Below are 19216 nucleotides of genomic sequence, written 5' to 3'. Positions count from 1 at the left end.
GACGCAAGGGTGTTAACGCAAAGGCGCAAAGAACGCAGAGCGCATGAAGAAGGGTACCCATGGAGGGGGACCTGTCAGTGCCCCTGTCAGAGAAGTTGGAATGGGCAACGATGTATCTTCCCGACTGGTTGGCCCGGCAGTCGCTACTTCGACCACACCATCCAGCGTTGATCGGCGCTGAAGCGACCTATACATTTGCCGAGCTTGATCGCTGGGTCAGTGTGGTGGCAGATCGGTTGCGCCAAAGGGTACCGGTCGGGTCGCGGGTAGCTTTGCTGGCCCGTAACCGGTTGGCGTATGCGGCGGTGGTGCATGCCGCGCCGCGGGCGGGCGTGACGCTGGTGCTACTCAATACCCGGCTTACCGCCGCTGAGCTAGCCTTTCAAGTGCGCGACAGCGCGCCGTCGTTACTGATTGCCGAAGCTGAACTCTTAGCCGATGCACGCGCAGCAGCGCATGGTGCGCCAATTGTTACCCTTGAGGAGCTGACGACACCGGTAGCAACAACCGTTTCGCCTTCACCGGCTCCGCTAATCGATCTCGCGGCTCCGCATACGATCATCTACACTTCGGGCACGACCGGGCAGCCGAAGGGTGCGATTCTAACCGCCGGCAACCATTGGTGGAATGCAGTCGGCTCGATGCTCAACCTTGGCCTGCACGACGACGACCGTTGGCTGGCGGTGCTACCGCTTTTCCACGTTGGTGGGTTGAGTATATTGCTGCGTGGTGTCATCTATGGCATACCGGTCGTGTTGCATGAGCGGTTCGATCCGGCGTTGGTTAAGCGCGATCTTGCCGAGCAGCATATCACGATTGTCTCACTCGTCGCCGTGATGCTCCAACGATTGCTCGCAGTTGATTCCGCACCGTTTCCCGCTCATGTGCGCTGCGTCTTGCTCGGCGGCGGCCCCGCCCCGCTCGCGTTGCTCGAACAATGCGCAGCGCGTGGGATCCCGGTGACGCAGACCTATGGCATGACCGAAGCGGCCTCGCAAGCGGCGACGCTTGCCCCTGCCGAAGCCTTGCAACGACTCGGGTCGGCGGGTAAGCCGTTGTTCCCGGTTGAATTGCGGATCGTTAGATCGGATGGGAGCGAGGCTGCGTCAGGAGAAGTTGGAGAAATTTGCTTGCGTGGACCAACACTATCACCGGGGTATCTGGGGATGCCATCGCGTCGGCCTGATGAATGGTTCCATACCGGCGATATGGGCTATCTCGATGCTGATGGCTATCTCTATGTGGTTGACCGGCGCAGCGACTTGATTATTACCGGTGGTGAGAACATTTATCCCGCCGAAGTTGAAGCTGCGCTCCTCAGTCACCCAGCCGTGGTCGAAGTGGGAGTGGTTGGGGTGCCCGACCCGGAGTGGGGCCAGCGTCCGGTAGCCGCTGTCGTTGTGCGCTTCCCGGTCACTGCTGAGGGACTGATAGCCCACTGTCGTGAACGTCTCGCCGGTTATAAGGTACCGCGCACCATTGTGTTTGTCGATGAGCTGCCGCGTACCGCGGCAGGCAAACTGCGTCGTCACCAACTCCGGGAGTGGCTGCTGGAGCGTGGTGTTACCGTCTGAGGGATAGCTGTCTTAGTCTTGCATCCCTTTCTCGAACTGAAGTCCTCGCGCCTCAATCTGCTGGGCCACTATCACCGATGGTCGGGTTAGCCAGAAACCGAGCACACTGGTCAGAATAACTGCCGTCCACATTGCGAATGCCGGCGTCACCACCCACGTCAGTGGCGGGTGATACCCAAGGCCGTAATCAACGAAAATCGATAGGCTGAAGAAGGCCGCAACTGCGGCGCGCGCGGTCATACCAAGCCGTCCGATACGGGTTGCAAGGAGTATTCCCTCACACGTCAAGCCAATGTGTGATACGAACAACATCAGCTCAAGCGGTTCGACTGTACCGGCGCCGAGCCAGTGGCGTGACCAGAAGGCAAGTGTCCACAGGCCGTATTTGATGCAGGCGAAAGCGGCGAAGGCGGTGAACCACTGCACGGCGCGGCCATAGCGGATCAGGATAAACGCGATGGTGGCGTAGAGGGCGGCTGCCGGGCAATCGGGAATGAAGATCCATGCCCATGGTGGCGAGGAGACCAGCATTGGCCCATACCAGACAATCCCGCCCCACACGACGCCAAACAGATTGAGGGCCATGCATGTCCAGAAAATGAACAGGTGGCCGGTAATGAATGTATATATCCAGTCGATAAATGGGCGAATGTAGCGCATACGAATCCTTCGTTCTGATGACTGCGTAGCTGTAACGTGACGTTTGCCGGTTAACCTGTGAGTGCCACAGAATAATGACTGTATTATAGCCGAAACGTGCGAGCGTGCATGGGCCGCATCAATACTACCGCCCGTCGGTGTCGTTGTAGACCTACTCTGAAGATGAACAACGGTGACAAGACAGGGTTACCGGTCAACAGGTTCAACAGTAAGCATATTTGTTGTGGCGACCCCACCCGGCATCGCGTCCCATGTGCGACCATCGAGCAGACGTCCGGTGCGATCTTTCCGCGGACCACCCCATTGTTTAAAGAAAAAGGGCACATCGGCGGCGAGGCACTGATCGCGAATATCGCGCACCCATGCCGGATCCATCGGTCGCGCTCCCGGCCCCGATTCGCCACCGACGATCACCCAGTCGATGCCATCGAGCGGGAGCTGTGGTAACGGACCTAACAACGGCTCACACGACACAAACTTGATGGCTGCCCCCGTCGCACGCAGGTCGTCGATCCGTGCGATGTAGTCGACACGTTCCACACTGACTCCCATCCACACGTTTGGCGGCCAATCAAGCAGCGCATCGAGCGCACGGAGTCGCTCGGCGCGTTTGGTCAAGACCTGAAACGTATGCCAATGGGCTTGACGCATCACAGCGAACACCGCGCAAATAAAATCCGGTGGGACATCTTGGTGAAAGAGATCGCTCATCGAATTGACGAAAATCATCCGTGGTGTCCGCCAGTGTAATGGTTCGGTGAGGACGGTGGGGTGCAGCGTCAGCCGAAACCCGTTGCGATATTTCGGCACGCCCATTGCCTGCAACCGCCTTGCCATCCGTTCGGCATAACAATGCTTACATCCAGGGCTGATCTTGGTACAACCGGTAAGCGGATTCCACGTTACTTCGGTCCATTCGATACTGGTGCGAGCCATAGGTCAACTCCGGTTGGCACGGTGGAAGAGGACATTCTACAGTACTGAGGTACAGTATAGCACATGTGTTTAGTTCAGGTGTTCTAAGATGTGATTGGCAATCTTTAACGCTATTCGTCCCCCTTTTTGATTGCCGGCAGCAAAACACAGTAGGTAGAGCGGGTTGCCAAGCGAATTGGCGAGAACGCGCGGTTTAGCTACCGCGGGAAAAAGCCCTTGTAAGCGCTCGTTAAAAAATTCGCTTATCTCGCGCCAAGACACTTGTTTGCTCACATGTGCGTCCCCGAACAGGTCAAACTGAACCTTATAAAAGCGTTCAAACCAGTCGGAGGTGCCAAAGAACCGATCTAACTTCTGCTGCCACTCTCGTGGTGGAGGACGGTCACGGGTGAGTAAACGGTTTACAGCCATTCCGAGGGGGAAGAGAAGCCATAGATCAATCGCCTGGGTAGAGGCAATAGCTTCGATCAGGGACCATTCCACTTGCATTCCATACGGATCGAGAAAAACCACAGCTCGGGTTTTACGCCAATCAGTCTGCTCAATCCATTGAGGCAGTATCTTGCCGGCATCACCCGGTAAAATCTTAAGGTTACGGTCAGGGAAATGGGCACATTGTCGTTGTAACTCGGTAACATGATGGGGGTCTTTCTCGATAAAGACGTACCGTTGAAACGGTGGATCAAGTTCTAACGCAATGCGGGCACTTCCTTTCAAAAACTGTTGATTGTCCTCTTCTTGAAGGTCCTTGAACAAGGATTGCTCGTCTTTATCGGTAATTGTTCGGTAGCCGATTCCGGCAAATGCATCCACATAAACTGTTGTAAAGTATTTTGCTTTTTCGTTCTTTGTAAAAATCTGTATGTAAGCCTGTAAATACTTCCGAAGTGCTTCAAGTTTCTTTTGTGTCCAGGGACCACCAAAGTTATGGGGCAGCGTCATCGTGGTGCTCCTTTGCCTCCAAACAGAGTGGGTATCGTCTACATCGCTGTTGTTACCGTTGAATGACAGGGCGGAGGGCATGTGATATCTCGCTCGTTCACCGATCCAACCGTCGGATGGGGACACCACCGACGAAAGCACCCGGCGGCACATCGCGATTGACCAAACTCATCGCCGAGACGGTAGCGCCGGCGCCAATGATCACGCCCGGCAAAATGGTGCAATTCGCACCAATTGTCACATCAGGGCCGATCACAACCGGGCCGCGTTTCCATTCACGGCGGGTAACTTCGTGGCATAAGATGGTAGTATTGTACCCGATCACGCAGTTTTCGCCGAGGGTAATATCTTCGGGGAAGAAGATGTCGAACATTACCATCAAGCCAACACTTGCATGAGGGGCCACCTTGACGCCGAGCATGCGGTAGATCGCATTTTTGAGCGGCATGATCGGCGTGTACCGTGCAAGTTGGATCAGCGCGGCATTGCGGATAATGCGTGGGTAGCCTCCGGCCAATTGGGGAAAATACCAGAGTGCGTTATAGGGGCCGGGCAAGGTCGTGCTGCGCAGCCGTGCCTTACGTTCGGCTGTAGAGCCAAGGCCGTCGGTAGACGTTGGTTTGAGGTCGGCATTCATAATGTGATTAGATAAAGTTCAGGTTGAGCGTGCAGATGTAGCGTGATGTCATGAGCTGAAGCGTATCGCCAACCGACAACGGCGCCTACGTTTGTGCCGACACCACACAACGACGTGGTACTGAAACAGTATGTATCAACCGTCGGGCATTGCGCTTAAGGACGTTTGTCTACACATTGCGAACCTCTCTTACGCACGTTGTGTGACGTTAGCGCCGTATAAGTATCTCGATCACCTCGCTTTGGCAAAATCAACTACGTACCACGAATGTGACACTAATGCCATTGTATCACCGGTGGAGGCAGGATGGGCACGGCAGCGCCGTGCCCCAACGGGTGGGTTGCGTTGTTGTGGGGTGGGGGCACATGTAGGGTCACGGCATGCCGTGACCCGACCATTGTGGGCGAACCGCCGGGTCGCCCCGACGCGATGGGATGCACCGCGATCATCACACCTCGCCGAACATTCGGCAGAAAAACGAGGTGCTGTCGTTGGCGAGGGCGCAAATATTCTACAGACTATCGCCGTGAAAGTGTTACACTAGACATGGAAAACTTTTTTGAATTTTGGAATGGGTATGATACAGTCAATCGATCGCGCATTTGATGTCTTAGAGGCACTAGCGCAAGCCGATGATGATCTAAGTGTCTCGGAATTGAGTGAGCAGCTCGATCTCCCGTTAGCGACCGTGCATCGCTTGCTTTCCAGTTTAGCAGCGAGAGGGTATGTGACGCAAGAGCCAACCACACGGCGGTACGGTCCAGGGCCACGTCTCCTCGAAATTGCTGCTCGTGCTGCTCAGAGCCGTCGCTTCGACTTGATCCGCATTGCGCGGGCCGAATTAGCTAAACTCACCGCCGAAACCGGTGAAACCAGTAATTTGATTATCCGGCAGGGCGATGCGGCAGTCTATCAAGAACAGATCCCAAGCCCGCATCTGGTGCGTATGTTCACCGAAGTAGGGCAGCGTGCGCCGTTGTACTGTACCGGAGGTGGCAAAGCGATCTTAGCGGCGCTGCCGGCTGCCGAACTCGAACGGTATCTGGCCAGGGACCACTTTGAGCGGTGGACGAACAAAACCATTACCGACCGTGACCGGTTGCGGGCCGAACTCGCGTTGGCGCGTGAGCGCGGTTTTGCCTTAGATGACGAGGAGCGCGAAGAGGGGGTATGTTGTGTCGCTGCACCGATCTTCGACCGTCGTGGGCAGGTAGTCGGAGCGATCAGCTTATCAGGACCCTCAACCCGTCTTGACCGGGCACGGGCCGAAGCGTTGGGGCCACGGGTGCGTGAGGCAGCATTGGTATGTAGTCGGCAGTTAGGCTATCACGCTGATAAGTAAACCTGCGCTCAGCAACTACCGGATGGTGAAGCAAGTATTAGTACTTATTCTGCCAATATTCAAACACTTGTAGATGATGATCGTACCTCTTTTTGCTCTCTTGATCGTCGCTGCGACGATTTTCGGTGTTGCGGTAGGGCGCTGGCCATTGCTGCGCGCTGACCGTACTACGATTACCCTGATCGGTGCTGCACTGCTGCTTGGCATCGGCGCGATGTCGTTGGAAGAAGCGTATGCGGCGATTGATTTCGACACCATCTTGTTGCTGTTTAGCATGATGGTGATCAACGGCAGTCTCTTTCTGAGCGGTTTTTTTGGGGTTATTACCCAGCGTGTAGTGCAATTCGCCCGTGGCCCGCGCTCATTGTTGGCGCTGGTCATCGGCGCGAGTGGGGTGCTTTCGGCACTGTTTCTCAACGACACGATTGTGTTAATGATGACGCCGATTGTGCTTGATGTTACCCGCACGCTGCGACGTAACCCGGTGCCCTACTTGATCGGGTTGGCAGTTGCGGCAAATATCGGCTCGACGGCGACCATCACCGGTAATCCGCAGAACATCATCATTGGTAGTGCCTCGAAGATTTCCTATCTCGACTTCGCCGCTGCGCTCACACCGACCGCACTGATCGGGCTAGTGATCTGCTGGGTGATCGTCGTGCTGATCTACCGTGACGAATTTCGGAGCGTGGCATTGGTGGCGCCTAACGTCTTACACACGCGGGTCTACCGACCATTGTTACGCAAAGCCGGTGTTGTGATCGTCCTGATGCTGATCGCGTTTCTGGTTGGCGTACCGGTCCCGCTCGCAGCGTTTGTTGCTGCCGGTGCGTTGCTCGCTACCCGCCGCCTGCGCCCCGAACGGGTCTACAAGACCATTGACTGGAGTCTCTTGACCTTCTTTGCCGGTCTCTTCGTCGTCACCCACGCCCTCGAAACTCAAGGCTGGACCGCAGAACTCTTCACGGCCTTGGCCCCGCTCGCCCAAGCCGGGATGGTGCCGTTCGGGTTGGTGTCGGTCATACTCTCGAACTTGATCAGCAACGTACCAGCAGTGTTACTGTTGCAAGGCTTAATCCCGGCCTTTGCCGATCAGCAGCGGGCCTGGCTAACGCTGGCCGCGACCGCCACGTTGGCCGGCAATTTGACCCTACTCGGTTCGGTGGCAAACCTGATTATGGCCGAGCTGGCAGCGCGCTGGGGGGTACGGGTAACCTTTGGTGCCTACTTAAAGGTTGGCTTGCCGGTGACTATACTCACCGTAGCGGTGAGTTTGATGTTGGTGTAAGTGGAGGACGATAGCCGGGGGGTAGGCAATGGCAAAGATACTCACCGTAGCGGTGAGTTTGATGTTGGTGTAAGGGCAGAGCGATGTCTTGCACAGCCTTGCAGAGTATGGTAGACTCGGACCAGCCCTGCCCTCGTAGCTCAGGGGATAGAGCAGCAGTTTCCTAAACTGCGTGTCGCGCGTTCGAGTCGCGCCGGGGGCGCCAGATCCGAAAGGGCGAGGGTCAGATGACTCTCGCCTTTTTGGTATTCAACGGCGGACAAAACCTTCATGGCTTTGGGATGCGCTGTTTTACCCTCACGCCAGCCCCTCTCTCACTAACGCGGCAGAGGTGCGCTACAGAGGCGTAAAGCGAGCAAAGGCGCGCAGGACGCATAACGCAAAGGCGCGCAGGACGCATAACGCAAAGGCGCGCAAGACGCATAACGCAAAGGCGCGCAGGACGCATAACGCAAAGGCGCGCAGGACGCAGAGTACGCAAAGATGGGTTGGGATGGGGATGATCCTCCGCGTCCTCTACGGTAGAAATGTACCCCCGCCATAAGGTAGGAGTGGGGGAGGCGTGTTATGTTGTCATTGCGAGGGCGCGGAGCGTCCGAAGCAATCTCCCGCTCAGGCGGATGCGATCGCTGAGTGGGGGCATTCGTGGATGCGACAGTGAAACTGCCGCACTTCAGAGGGTGCGTTCCATGCTCGGAAGGGATTGCTTCGCCGCACGCAGCGCGGCTCGCAATGACAAAGTTAGGCCTCTGATTACATGATACTTGACTGATCAACTTTATTGAGGTACAATCGATATAGAATTTAGGTAATCCTAAAGATAGATTTGTGATCACCTCACTGTGTGCAAAACCGATTGCCGGGAGCTTAGCGATATGGAATCGCTCACCTACGCGAGCCAATCTAGCGATACACTGGCCGTACCGCAGCCTCGTCACCGCTCGTTACTCCGGCTACTACCCTTTCTGGGGCCGGCCTTTGTGGCGTCGATTGCGTATATTGATCCGGGCAATATTGCTACCGCCGTGCAAGCAGGTGCTCGGTTCGGCACGATGCTGTTGTGGGTAGTCGTTGCCAGCAACCTATCGGCCATGCTGATCCAAGCGCTCGCTGCGAAGATCGGCATCGCTACCGGCCATAGTTTAGCCGAACTAGCCCGTGAACACTTCCCTATGCCGGTAGTATGGCTCATGTGGGGAGTGAGCGAACTGGCGGCCATGGCAACCGATCTTGCCGAGTTTATTGGGGCCGCAATCGGCTTTCAGTTGCTGTTTGGCTTACCGCTGCTCTGGGGTGGCTTGCTCACGGCTGTGATCACGTGGTTGATCATCAGCTTGGAACGCCGTGGGTTTCGTCATCTGGAAGTAGTGATTACAGCGTTACTGGCCGTCGTTGCCGGTTGTTATGTGGCTGAACTCGTGTTAGGTCGTCCTGATTGGGCTGACGTTAGTTTTCACGCCGTTGTTCCCCAACTAGCCGGGAGTGATAGTTTGCTCCTTGCGGCAGGCATTCTCGGAGCGACGGTGATGCCACATGCGATCTTTCTCCACTCGGCGCTCACCCAACGGCGGATTATCGGCCACACCGACGCCGAACGTCGCACCATTTACCGCTATGAGTTAATCGATATTGCCATCGCCCTCAGTATTGCCGATCTTGTCAATGCGGCGATGTTGATCATGGCCGCGACGGCCTTTCATCGTCATGGCTTCCACGATGTAGCCACCATTGAAGGGGCTTACCAGAGTCTAACGCCGTTACTCGGTTCGGCGGCGAGCCTGATCTTTGGGATTGCCCTGCTGGTGGCCGGGATTTCTTCTTCGGCGGTGGGTACATTAGCCGGTCAAGCGATTATGCAAGGCTTTTTACAATGGGAAGTACCGCTCTGGTTGCGGCGGGTGATTACGATGGCGCCGGCCTTGCTGGTGATTGCGCTCGGTATCGATCCGACCAAAGCGCTGGTGTTGAGCCAGGTAGCGCTAAGCTTTGCGCTACCCTTTGCGTTGATCCCGCTGGTCTGGTTTACCGGCCAACGCCGTTTGATGGGCAGTCTGCGCAATCATTGGGTGACGACGATCCTTGCCGGTGTGATCACGGCGGTTATCATTCTGCTCAATGTGGCGCTCATTGTGCAGTAGGTGCTATCGGCGTTGAGGAAGAGCAGCGCGATCGTGCCGGTTGGGTTGTGCACGTACAAGTTACCTTCCTTGCCCAAGCTGACGGTTTGTGCCGGCAGCCGTTTATCACATGACTGTAACAATTGGTAACAACTGGTGTGAAGGATGCAGCCGGCAATGCGCTGGCCACATCCTATGCAACGAGTTTCACCATCGGTAATCGGCGTGACGTGTATATACCGCTAATCAACCGATAGTCCGCAGGTACGGCGGGGTTGTAACGGCGGCATCTGTGAGCAGTAACTGTACAGAGTCATAGCGATACTGCTGGCTCTGTTCAGAGTAATACCGCTCACAGGAATGCTTTCATCGGGCAGGCTTGAGTTTCGCGGGAGTGATCGTCGATCCGGTTTTATGAGGCGGATACAGCTTGCGTGAACTGCATTACGTGCCTCCACATTTTTCCCTTCTTCGCTCCACTTTATGTGTGTCCGCATTCTAGTTCGGAGCGGACAGGGGAAGTGTTTTTCGTTTTGGTAAATAAATCACATCAGCCGTATTGTTGATTAGCGCATACCTATGGCGCTATACTCGCTGTTTGTGCAATGCATCTGGGAACACGGCGTAGCGATATTGAGATGTGTGCAAAGTGACGCTCGGTCTTGATGGATTGCCCCAGCAATCTGCAATCAAAATCGGTGACAGGTCGCTATTTCGATCCGCAAAGTAAAAGCAGTTCTTGACAAAGTTCTCGATGCCCACATGCTCGAACGATCCGGTGCGAGGTCCGATCTCAGGGAAGGAACTTCAAGCACGTTCAGTTGAGAACGATTCAATGCTGATCAAACTGTTGCTGTGCGTGAACTTAATGTTGATATATTGAGGGCGACTGCTACAGGTACAGAGTTTACGTTGCAACTTATGGATATTGAGTAGTCGATCACATTGCGGTACACGATCAGCAGGTACCAACGGAACCCGTGCTCACCACCAACGGCACCGTGGTCGAACTGTGTGGGCGAATGGACGCCTGTTGCCATATAGCGGTGAGCGGAATACGGGCGTGAATAGTCGTAGTCTTTGGCGAAGCTAAGCAGTTGTGGTTGGGGTTGCCCCGATGCTATCAAGCACAGCAGTCAGCTCCTCGATAGGCGGAGGCGAGAAGATCGGCGAAAACGGTGCAACCCAGCTCCAGCGAATGATACCCTGTGCGTCAACAATGAAGACCCCGGGGAGAGGGGCGCCGAATGCTGAGCCCATACCGTAACCGGTAAAGACCTTCCAATCGGGATCGCTGAGAATGGGGAAAGGCGCGCGTAACACCTCGGCGACATAGCTGGTAGTTTCGAGATCGGTGCTGCTGACCACCAGCAAATGCACATTCCGGCGGGAAAATTCGCTGTACTGCGTGCGGAGCGCGGCAAGGTGAGGAGCGCAATTGGGGCAGAAGACCCGCTCGCTGAAAATCCGGGTCAGGTTCAGTACCACCGGTCGGCCGCGCAGTGCGCTCAGGGTTATCGTCCGTCCGTATTCTACACGGTCTTCAGGCGGGCCGCTGAGAAATTGGGCATAGGGCAGGGTAAAGTCGGGGGCTTCACTGCCCACAGCCGGAACATTGGCCGGACCGCGTGGGCGAACCAACTCGTTGATGAATTTATCGGTTAAAGGCACAATTGGCCGCACCATATGACCTCCTTCGTAATAATGGTCTTTCTGTTCAGTATACCCTGATTTTGCCGTTATTGACAGGTCATTGCGAAATACCTCTTTTCCTTACCAAACCCTTACAAAACCCTCGTATGACTCTAACGCTTGCGGTGTATGCTACAAGCGAACCTGAAATTAGTGCTGTGGTTCACAAAAATGCAGAAAGGGTTGATAAGCAATGACGTTCACGCAGGATCAATCGACTGTTACTGAAATTTCTCCCCGCGAACTGTATGCCCGCTTGTTGAGCGCACAACCGTTGTTCATTCTCGACGTGCGTAACGAGGACGAGTTCAAGCGTATGCCGATCGAGGGGCATGCGACGCTGCGCACCCTCAATCTGCCCTACTACGATTTTATTGAAGACGAAGAGGCGGCGTTGGCTCGTATGCCAAACGATGTTGAAGAGGTTATCGTTATCTGTGCCAAGGGTGGTTCGTCGCAGTACGTCGCTGAAATCCTGAATAATCACGGCTACCGTGCCGTCTCGGTGACAGACGGGACAATCGGTTGGGGGAACTATTACGATGTGCGCGATGTGGTGAGCGCCACTTGGGGTCGGATTGTGCAGATTGCCCGCCCTGCCCGTGGCGACTTGAGCTTCGCAATTATCAGCGATGGGCAGGCCGCGTTAATCGACCCGCTCCGCCATACCAATGTCTACCGTGAGCTGATCGAAGGCGCTGGTGCGAAGTTGACAACCATTCTCGACACGCACGTCCATGCCGACCACATCAGTGGTGGTCCTGCGTTGTCGAAGGAAACCGGTGCGCCGTACTACATCCATCCCTACGATGCCATCCACCCCATCGATATGCTGCCGGCGGTGATTGCCTATGAGCCGTTGCGTGATGGGCAGGTCTTCCAGATCGGTCAGGTGCGGATCACGACAATCTGGTATCCAGGTCACACCCTCGGTCAGGTCAACTTCCTTGCCGAGACGCTGGACGGCGGTCGCTATCTGTTCACCGGTGACGGTATCTTCTTGCGCTCGTTTGGTCGCCCCGACCTCGGCGGCAAGGGTGAAGCGTGGACGCCCATCCTCTACCGCAGCATGTTCGAGTGGCTGCCACGTCATCTGACCGACGACACAATGATCCTACCGGCCCACTTCAGCACCCTTGAGGAGGATGCCGGCAACGGTATCTTTGCTGCGCCGTACAAGCAGGTACTGGCACAGAATGATAGCCTCAAGCCGCGCACGCTGGAAGAGTTCACGAGCTTCGTGCTCAGCCACCTGCCGGTTTTCCCACCGGAATACGTTGAGATCAAGCGGGTGAACATCGGTCTGGTAGAAGCCTGCGATGGCAAAGCGAGTGAACTAGAATTGGGCAAGAATATCTGTGCATTGTCCGGCGAAAAGTGATAGGATAGAGCTAGCGATGGCGGTAGTCTGAGCTGCTACCGCCGAAGGATACAAGGAGGAGACCTTTATGCCACAGTTTGATCAAACACTCGATGTTAAGGGGGCGAAGTGCCCAATGCCGTTGGTCAAGAGCCGCAAGGCAATTGCCGAATTGCCGGTCGGTAAGGTGTTGCAGGTAATATCGACCGACCGTGGTTCGGTAGCCGATTTTCAGGGTTGGGTGAAGACGGCCAAGAACGTTGAGCTGGTTGCACAGGAAACGGTGCAAGAGAACGGACAGGAGCTGTACATTCACTACCTGCGTCGCACGGCCTAGGATCGAGTTGCTCCGGCAGGTGAAACAACAACGTAAGGAAGGAAAAGCAATGACAACACCGATGACGGAAATTGTTGATACGCAAGCCCTGCTCGCCCGGATCGCCGAACTTGAGCAACGCGTCGCTGCACTTGAGCAATCACCAGCGCAGGGGATTGAAGATCGGCTGGCAATGGTCGTCTTCTCCGGCGATTTGGACAAGGCAATTGCTGCGTTCATCATCGCCACCGGTGCTGCCTCGATGGGTCTCGAAGTGAGTATGTTCTTCACCTTCTGGGGCATCAGTGCAGTTAAGAAACAGAAGGTCTTTAGCGGAAAGAACCTGCTTGAGCAAGGCTTCACGGCAATGCTCCCTGGCAAGCTGGGTGAGCTGGGTCTATCGCAGATGAACTTCTTCGGGGCCGGTGCGCAGATCATCCGCAACCTGATGAAGAAGCACGATGTTGCGTCGCCGGAAGAATTGTTTGCGATGGCTCGTGAATTGGGCGTGCGCATGGTCGTCTGCGACATGTCGCGCGAATTACTCGGTATCAAGGATGAAGAGCTGGTTGAAGGCTTGGAGACCGGCGGTGTCGCAACGTTCCTTGGCGATGCTGCTCGCTCGAAAGTGACGTTGTTCATTTAAAAAGAGCCGACATAGACCCAATAGTAAGGTTGATCGACGACGGCGCGATCAGGGAGCAACAAAGAGCGCGCCGTCCTTTCTTGTAAAAGGATAATGATACTATGTTTCGACAACTGTTTCGCAATCCGCGTGAGACACAAACTAACCAAATTGGCACCATGACGGTGCAAGAGTTAAAAGCGAAATTGGACTCACGTGAACCGATCGTGCTGGTTGATGTGCGCCAGCCGGAAGAGTTTGCCTACGATGGGCATGTGGCCGGCGCACGTTTGCTGCCGCTGCCAATGTTGGCAACGCGCATGAACGAATTGCCGAAAGATCAACCAATTGTGTGCATTTGCCGGTCGGGTAATCGCAGCCAGGTGGCTTGTGAAATGCTCCAACGCCACGGCTTCACCAACGTGACGAATGTGGTTGGTGGGATGATCGCGTGGCAGCGGTCCGGCTATCCGGTTCATCGTCAGTAAGCGAATCGCAGCGCTCTACCCGGTTGGGCAGAGCGTTGCGATGTACGGGAGAATCAAAACCTATGCAGAATCAACTTTGCAATGCCTTGCAGCACCAAACCGAGATCGCACCGCTGCGCAGCTATGCTGTTACCGATCGGGTATTGCTGGCAGCGCAGCCACAGCCAGAAGACTGGCAACGCTTTGTGGCGGCGGGTTACAAAACCGTCTTGAATATTCGCAGTGATCCCGAACGGGCAGCCGTGCAAGCAGCTAACGCTCGTGCTGCCGGTTTACACTACATTCACGCACCATGGCCAGCCTACGAACTGGAGCCGGAGCATCTGGCCGAGTTTGCTCGGATTGTCGAAGCTCCGGAAACCGGCAAGCTGGTGTTTCATTGCCGCAGTGCCACCCGCGTCGGTCTGATTTGGATGCTCTATCGGATCGTGCATCAGGGTTGGACGCGCGAACAGGCCGAGGCCGAACTACGCGCCGCCGGCTACGATGACGATGCAATGGCAACCTTTGAGTTCTGCGCCGACGATTTCTTTGAGCGGAGCAGCATGCAGGGGTAAAGGGAGAGGGTATGATACCCGTTTCTGCGCGCCAACCGGGAGTGCAGGCAGCGTTGCTAGTGATGATTACACGCTACCTGCCATTCCTGAACTGGTTACGTACCTATCGGCTCGAGCATCTGCCGAGCGACATAGTGGCGGGGATCGTTACCGCCATTATGCTCATTCCGCAGAGCATGGCTTACGCACAGTTAGCCGGTCTTCCACCGCAGGTTGGTCTGTACGCATCGGTCGCGCCACTGATTGTCTACGCCCTCCTCGGTACCTCAGGTCAACTTTCGGTAGGTCCGGTCGCAATTACGTCACTCCTCGTATTCAACGGGGTGAGTGCGTTGGCTGTACCGGGTACTGAGCGCTATTTTCAGTTGGTACTTTTGCTAGCCTTTATGGTTGGCGCGATCAAGCTGCTGCTTGGCGTGCTGCGGCTGGGTGTGATTCTCAATTTCATCTCGCACCCCGTATTGGCGGCCTTTACCAGTGCCTCGGCCTTAATCATTGCCGTCGGCCAGTTGAAATATATTCTCGGCTATCGGATCGGTGGTGAACATTTCCACGAAACAATCGCGCAAGCAATCGCCGGTCTGAGCCAGACCAATGTTGCCACGTTGGCGATCGGTTTGGCAAGTATTGGTTTGTTACTCTTCTTTCGGCAGGGGCTGCGTCCGTTATTGCGACGGGCTGGCTTATCACCGTTAGCTGTCACCTTGATCGTGAGTGGTGCGCCACTGTTGGCGGTGATTCTTGGTATTCTCGTGGCGCAAATATTCCGCCTCGATCAAATTGCCGGTGTCGCGGTTGTAGGCACGATCCCTCCCGGTCTATCGCCGATTAGCTCACCGGCCCTAACTATGGCCGACGCGCAAGCCTTACTGCCGACAGCCCTCACAATTGTGTTGGTCAGTGTGGTTGAGTCAATAGCCGTCGCTAAGGCATTGGCCAGTAAGCGTCGCCAGGCAATTGATCCCGATCAGGAGTTGGTTGCGCTTGGGGCTGCCAATATTGCGGCCAGCTTCTTCAGCGGTTATCCGGTGACGGGTGGTTTTGCGCGCTCAGTGGTCAATGCTCAGGCCGGTGCGATCACCGGTTTGGCATCGTTGATCACTGCCGCCATGATTGCACTGATTCTGCTCTTCTTTACTCCGGTCTTTTACTACCTACCGCAGGCAGTGTTAGCCGCGACCGTGATCGTAGCAGTCATCGGGCTGGTTGATCTGCACGAGCCGCAGCGGATCTGGCGCACTAATCACGGGGATGCCTTTACGTGGCTTATTACGTTTGTGGCGGTGCTGGCTCTTGGGATTGAGACCGGTATCTTTGCCGGCGTCGCTTCGGCGTTAGTCCTCTACCTCTGGCGCACGAGTCGTCCGCATATCGCCATCGTTGGTCGGCTGGGGGATAGTGAAGTCTACCGCAATGTCGCGCGTCATCCGGTCAAGACATGGCCACACGTAGTGGCCGTCCGCGTTGATGAGAGCCTCTATTTCGCCAATACACGCTATCTCGAGCAGGCGTTATTGCAGATTGTGGCTGAACGACCTGAGGTGAAGCATTTGGTGTTGATCGGTTCGGCCATTAATTTCATCGACTCGAGCGCTTTGCATACGCTCGATAGCTTAATCGATAGTCTGCGCGATGCCGGTGTCGAGTTTCATCTGGCCGATATTAAAGGACCGGTTATGGATCGGCTCAAGCAGTCGGAATTGCTCGATAAGATCGGGCAAGATCACATCCACCTGACAACGCACACGGCGATGCTGGCGTTGGGGTGCCGAGATTGATAGACTCTCTGTTGTCGTTGGGGGATGGCCTCTGGCAGTGGGTAGGGACACAGCTTCGTTGTGTTCCTGCCCAATCGCCCTTGAGAATAAGGATAACAACTATGCAACGCTTTGTATTAGCTCTCTTGCTGATGACAACCATTATCCTCACTGCTTGTGGCACAGCGGCAACAACCACATCGCCGGCCACAAAGTTGCCGGCTGAGATCAACGTTGCCCGCTTGAAAACAATGCTAGACCGGCAAGAAAACTTCTTCCTTCTCGATGTGCGCACGCCGCAGGAATTTGTCCAAGATGGCCGGATCGCCCAATCAACGCTTATCCCGCTCCAAGAGTTGGAACAGCGTTTGAGCGAACTACCGACCGACAAACCGATTGTTTGCATCTGTCGGTCGGGGAATCGGAGTGCGGCAGCGTGTGATCTGTTGCGATCGCATGAATTTGAGGCGATCAACGTTGCCGGTGGAATGCGGGCATGGGCCGCAGCCGGTTACCCGATGGTGGTCGGCCCGTAAAACCGTCGAAGCGCCGCACAGTTGTGCAGCGCTATACGATCACGCAGTGCTAGGATGAGCGTAAGCAGGGGCGGAATTTATAACCGTATACCAGTACCCCGTCCTCGCCGGTATCCATCAGCCGGCGGGTGACCATCTCGACCGGCATCCCGATGGCGAGGTCGGCTTCGTCACAGTCGGTTAATTGTGCCGTCACCAGAGGGCCTTCTTCTAACCGCACCAGAGCCACCGGATAGATACCGAGGCTTTCGTATCCCGAAGGCGCTTGGCGGATCACGCTGAAGCTATAAATCTCCCCGCGCCCGCTTAACTGATATGGCTCCCAATCGTTAGGGTCTTCATCAAGGGTCGGCGGTTGGGCTGGAAAGCGCACTTCGCCGGTATGGCGATGGCGTTGTCCTTCCAGTCGGTAACGGCTTATGCGTTCTCGCCAGTGTCGTGCAATATTCATGGCGCAAAACCCCCACTCAAGATCGTAACGACGGCTAATAATCCTGTCGTCACACAAGTAAATATGATACCGATGACGAACAAAATAATGGCAACGTAGAGAGCTTTCTGGGCGGGCAGATTCATGCCCGACTGAATAGCTAAGTACGTCAAATAGACGCCGTATACCGTAAGACCGAGCGAAATGATGAAACCAATGAAGGGGATTGCATTCGCGATCGCCTGCCCTACTGCTAAAGGTGACGAAAAGAGCGAAATGTCCCACGCCAGCTCGCCAAAGTTGCCAGTACCACCAAAGGCTCGTCCGAGCAGGTAGATCAGGCCCCAAACAACTAACGAGCCGATGATAGTACCAAAAATACCACCAAGCACAAGACTGATAACATTCCCTTGTTGGGCGAGCGTTGCATCGATAACGTCGCTTGCCAGTCCTTGTGCCTCAAGTTGCGCGCGAATGCCTCCCACACGGAGGGGCCATGTTATCGCCGCCAGGATACCGTTGATCATGCTGGCAATAACCGCGTAGATCAACGCCCAGACCAGATTATCTCGCTCATGCTGTTCGAACGTTTGGGCCGACGGTTTGGTTAGGACGGCGATACTGCCATTGACCATTTCCTGAAACATACGTGTACTCCTTCAATATAGACACAGGCGGGAGCAGCCTTATTGTACAGCACGCAACTACCGCCGTAAAGGGGTACACTTACGATTCGCGAATCAGGACATGGCTCACTACCGTCGCCCCGATGCCACCGAGTGTTTGAGCTAACCCAACCCGTGCATCAGCAACTTGGGTCGCTCCGGCCGTACCACAGAGTTGATGGGCAAGCTCGATCACCTGATAGATTCCATTTGCTCCACCTACGTCACCGCGCGCTTTATAGCCGCCGGCCGTGGCAATGGGTGTCTTACCAGTCGGTGTAATCGCTCCTTCGGCGGCGTGGCGTGGGGTTGTACCTGGTTCGTAGCACCCAATCGCTTCGAGCGCAAGAGTCGCTGCAATCCCATGCGGGTCGCTGAGTTCCCACACATCCACCTCACCCACACTGAGATGAGCACGAGCAAGGGCAATGTGCGCACTGGCCCGCGCGGCGGTTAGTTCGAGCGGGTTACGTCGGCGATGAAGGGCAACCGTGTCGGTAGCAACAGCCGACCCGGCAATACGAATGCATGGCCCGGTTAATTCGCGGGCCAACGTCTCGTTCACGATCAGAAGGGCTGCTGCGCCATCGGCAAGGGTACTGCAATCGAGCAGGTTGATCGGTGATGCAACCATCGCCGCTTTGCGATATTTGTTAGGGTCAATGGGAAAACGGTAAAGGGCAAGCGGATTTTGGGCGCCGTTGGCATGGGCATTGATCGGGAACGGCGCGAACGCTTCAGCGCTATAGCCGTATTCGTACATGTAGCGACGCATCAGCATTGCCCACTGTGCCGTCAAGGTGATGCCGTGTAACGCCTCTTCATCGCCGTCGCTTGCCATTGCTTGTGCGGCCTCGATATCGTCTTCGAGCTGATCGGTGACCTTTTCGACACCGATGACTAGTGCTAAGGGCACGCCGTGTTGTACTGCTTGGATTGCCTGGTAGAGGGCTAATCCGCCACTCGCGCCGGCAGCTTCGACGCGGAGTGCGGGGATGGAGGTGGAGAGGCCCAGTACACCGGCGAGATATGCGCCGAGTTGGCTCTGCCCATACAGCTCTTCACTGTAGGCACTGCCGACATAGAGGGCACCGATCTGATGGGGAGCGAATCCCGGTGCGCTGGATAGTGCGGCACGAGCTGCTTCACTGACGAGATCGGCGAGGCTGCGCCGGTAGTGCTCGCCAACCGCAGTCGCTCCCATACCTGCAATATAGACGTTCGTCATAACGACTCCTCGATGGATGGTTGTTTTCTCGCACCACAACGTTATCGGACGGATGGTATTGCCGGC

The 19216-nt window shown here is 55.7% G+C and carries 19 protein-coding genes and 1 tRNA gene; 12 read left to right on the top strand and 8 right to left on the bottom strand.

Annotated elements, in window-relative coordinates:
• The first annotated feature begins 110 nt into the window (after window positions 1-110).
• Entirely contained in the window at window positions 111-1574 is a 1464-nt protein-coding gene (locus ACP5OT_RS03140; protein WP_424675647.1) for an o-succinylbenzoate--CoA ligase, read from the top strand.
• Window positions 1575-1586: 12 nt separating this feature from the next.
• On the opposite strand, the gene ACP5OT_RS03135 is transcribed toward ACP5OT_RS03140, so the two are convergent.
• The 4 genes from ACP5OT_RS03135 to ACP5OT_RS03120 all read right to left on the bottom strand — a co-directional run bounded on the left by ACP5OT_RS03135 (window position 1587) and on the right by ACP5OT_RS03120 (window position 4749).
• Entirely contained in the window at window positions 1587-2234 is a 648-nt protein-coding gene (locus ACP5OT_RS03135; RefSeq protein WP_424675642.1) for a DUF1405 domain-containing protein, read from the bottom strand.
• A 186-nt stretch (window positions 2235-2420) separates the two neighbouring features.
• Window positions 2421-3170 (bottom strand): DUF5131 family protein, encoded by a 750-nt coding sequence (locus ACP5OT_RS03130; RefSeq protein WP_428111191.1) that lies wholly within the window; start codon window positions 3168-3170, stop codon window positions 2421-2423.
• A 69-nt stretch (window positions 3171-3239) separates the two neighbouring features.
• Window positions 3240-4112 carry a three-Cys-motif partner protein TcmP gene (locus ACP5OT_RS03125; RefSeq protein WP_424675644.1) on the bottom strand — a complete coding sequence of 291 codons (873 nt, stop codon included), beginning with the start codon at window positions 4110-4112 and terminating at the stop codon, window positions 3240-3242.
• 97 nt (window positions 4113-4209) lie between these two features.
• On the bottom strand, window positions 4210-4749 hold the full coding sequence (locus tag ACP5OT_RS03120; RefSeq protein ID WP_424675645.1) for an acyltransferase: 540 nt from the start codon (window positions 4747-4749) through the stop codon (window positions 4210-4212).
• A 577-nt stretch (window positions 4750-5326) separates the two neighbouring features.
• Between ACP5OT_RS03120 and ACP5OT_RS03115 the strand changes: the two genes are divergently transcribed.
• The 4 genes from ACP5OT_RS03115 to ACP5OT_RS03100 all read left to right on the top strand — a co-directional run bounded on the left by ACP5OT_RS03115 (window position 5327) and on the right by ACP5OT_RS03100 (window position 9517).
• The gene (locus tag ACP5OT_RS03115; protein ID WP_424675078.1) at window positions 5327-6091 is read left to right on the top strand and encodes an IclR family transcriptional regulator; all 765 of its coding nucleotides are present in this window, start codon (window positions 5327-5329) and stop codon (window positions 6089-6091) included.
• A gap of 73 nt (window positions 6092-6164) precedes the next feature.
• Window positions 6165-7379: an anion transporter gene (locus ACP5OT_RS03110; protein ID WP_428111188.1), complete on the top strand. Its 1215-nt coding sequence runs from the start codon at window positions 6165-6167 to the stop codon at window positions 7377-7379.
• A gap of 129 nt (window positions 7380-7508) precedes the next feature.
• Window positions 7509-7584: transfer RNA gene (locus ACP5OT_RS03105), tRNA-Arg, on the top strand.
• Window positions 7585-8254: 670 nt separating this feature from the next.
• The gene (locus ACP5OT_RS03100; protein WP_428131293.1) at window positions 8255-9517 is read left to right on the top strand and encodes an Nramp family divalent metal transporter; all 1263 of its coding nucleotides are present in this window, start codon (window positions 8255-8257) and stop codon (window positions 9515-9517) included.
• A 1068-nt stretch (window positions 9518-10585) separates the two neighbouring features.
• Here ACP5OT_RS03100 and ACP5OT_RS03095 read toward each other — a convergent pair.
• Entirely contained in the window at window positions 10586-11182 is a 597-nt protein-coding gene (locus ACP5OT_RS03095; RefSeq protein WP_428131291.1) for a peroxiredoxin family protein, read from the bottom strand.
• A 199-nt stretch (window positions 11183-11381) separates the two neighbouring features.
• On the opposite strand from ACP5OT_RS03095, the gene ACP5OT_RS03090 reads away from it, so the two are divergent.
• The 7 genes from ACP5OT_RS03090 (at window position 11382) to ACP5OT_RS03060 (ending at window position 16827) form a co-directional block, all read left to right on the top strand.
• Window positions 11382-12569: an MBL fold metallo-hydrolase gene (locus tag ACP5OT_RS03090; protein WP_428111185.1), complete on the top strand. Its 1188-nt coding sequence runs from the start codon at window positions 11382-11384 to the stop codon at window positions 12567-12569.
• A gap of 67 nt (window positions 12570-12636) precedes the next feature.
• Window positions 12637-12885 (top strand): sulfurtransferase TusA family protein, encoded by a 249-nt coding sequence (locus ACP5OT_RS03085; protein WP_424675073.1) that lies wholly within the window; start codon window positions 12637-12639, stop codon window positions 12883-12885.
• 49 nt (window positions 12886-12934) lie between these two features.
• Window positions 12935-13510, top strand: a complete 576-nt coding sequence (locus ACP5OT_RS03080; RefSeq protein ID WP_424675072.1) for a DsrE/DsrF/DrsH-like family protein — start codon at window positions 12935-12937, stop codon at window positions 13508-13510.
• Between the two features lie 101 nt (window positions 13511-13611).
• Window positions 13612-13977, top strand: a complete 366-nt coding sequence (locus tag ACP5OT_RS03075; RefSeq protein WP_424675071.1) for a rhodanese-like domain-containing protein — start codon at window positions 13612-13614, stop codon at window positions 13975-13977.
• 62 nt (window positions 13978-14039) lie between these two features.
• Window positions 14040-14534 carry a protein tyrosine phosphatase family protein gene (locus ACP5OT_RS03070; RefSeq protein WP_424675070.1) on the top strand — a complete coding sequence of 165 codons (495 nt, stop codon included), beginning with the start codon at window positions 14040-14042 and terminating at the stop codon, window positions 14532-14534.
• 11 nt (window positions 14535-14545) lie between these two features.
• Entirely contained in the window at window positions 14546-16312 is a 1767-nt protein-coding gene (locus ACP5OT_RS03065) for a SulP family inorganic anion transporter (RefSeq protein ID WP_424675069.1), read from the top strand.
• Between the two features lie 101 nt (window positions 16313-16413).
• The gene (locus tag ACP5OT_RS03060; protein ID WP_424675068.1) at window positions 16414-16827 is read left to right on the top strand and encodes a rhodanese-like domain-containing protein; all 414 of its coding nucleotides are present in this window, start codon (window positions 16414-16416) and stop codon (window positions 16825-16827) included.
• Window positions 16828-16876: 49 nt separating this feature from the next.
• On the opposite strand, the gene ACP5OT_RS03055 is transcribed toward ACP5OT_RS03060, so the two are convergent.
• The 3 genes from ACP5OT_RS03055 to ACP5OT_RS03045 all read right to left on the bottom strand — a co-directional run bounded on the left by ACP5OT_RS03055 (window position 16877) and on the right by ACP5OT_RS03045 (window position 19150).
• The gene (locus ACP5OT_RS03055) at window positions 16877-17278 is read right to left on the bottom strand and encodes a Zn-ribbon domain-containing OB-fold protein (RefSeq protein WP_428111181.1); all 402 of its coding nucleotides are present in this window, start codon (window positions 17276-17278) and stop codon (window positions 16877-16879) included.
• A complete protein-coding gene (locus ACP5OT_RS03050; protein ID WP_424675066.1) occupies window positions 17275-17904 on the bottom strand; it encodes a Yip1 family protein in 630 nt (209 codons plus the stop codon). Before ACP5OT_RS03050 ends, ACP5OT_RS03055 begins: the two co-directional genes overlap by 4 nt.
• A gap of 79 nt (window positions 17905-17983) precedes the next feature.
• A complete protein-coding gene (locus tag ACP5OT_RS03045) occupies window positions 17984-19150 on the bottom strand; it encodes a thiolase C-terminal domain-containing protein (protein ID WP_424675065.1) in 1167 nt (388 codons plus the stop codon).
• Window positions 19151-19216: the final 66 nt, after the last annotated feature.

Origin of the sequence: Chloroflexus sp. (genome assembly GCF_049970315.1) — a bacterium.
Taxonomy (GTDB): Bacteria; Chloroflexota; Chloroflexia; order Chloroflexales; family Chloroflexaceae; genus Chloroflexus.
The sequence above is the reverse complement of the archived record's forward strand: the minus strand, read 5'-3'. Positions and strand labels throughout refer to the sequence as shown.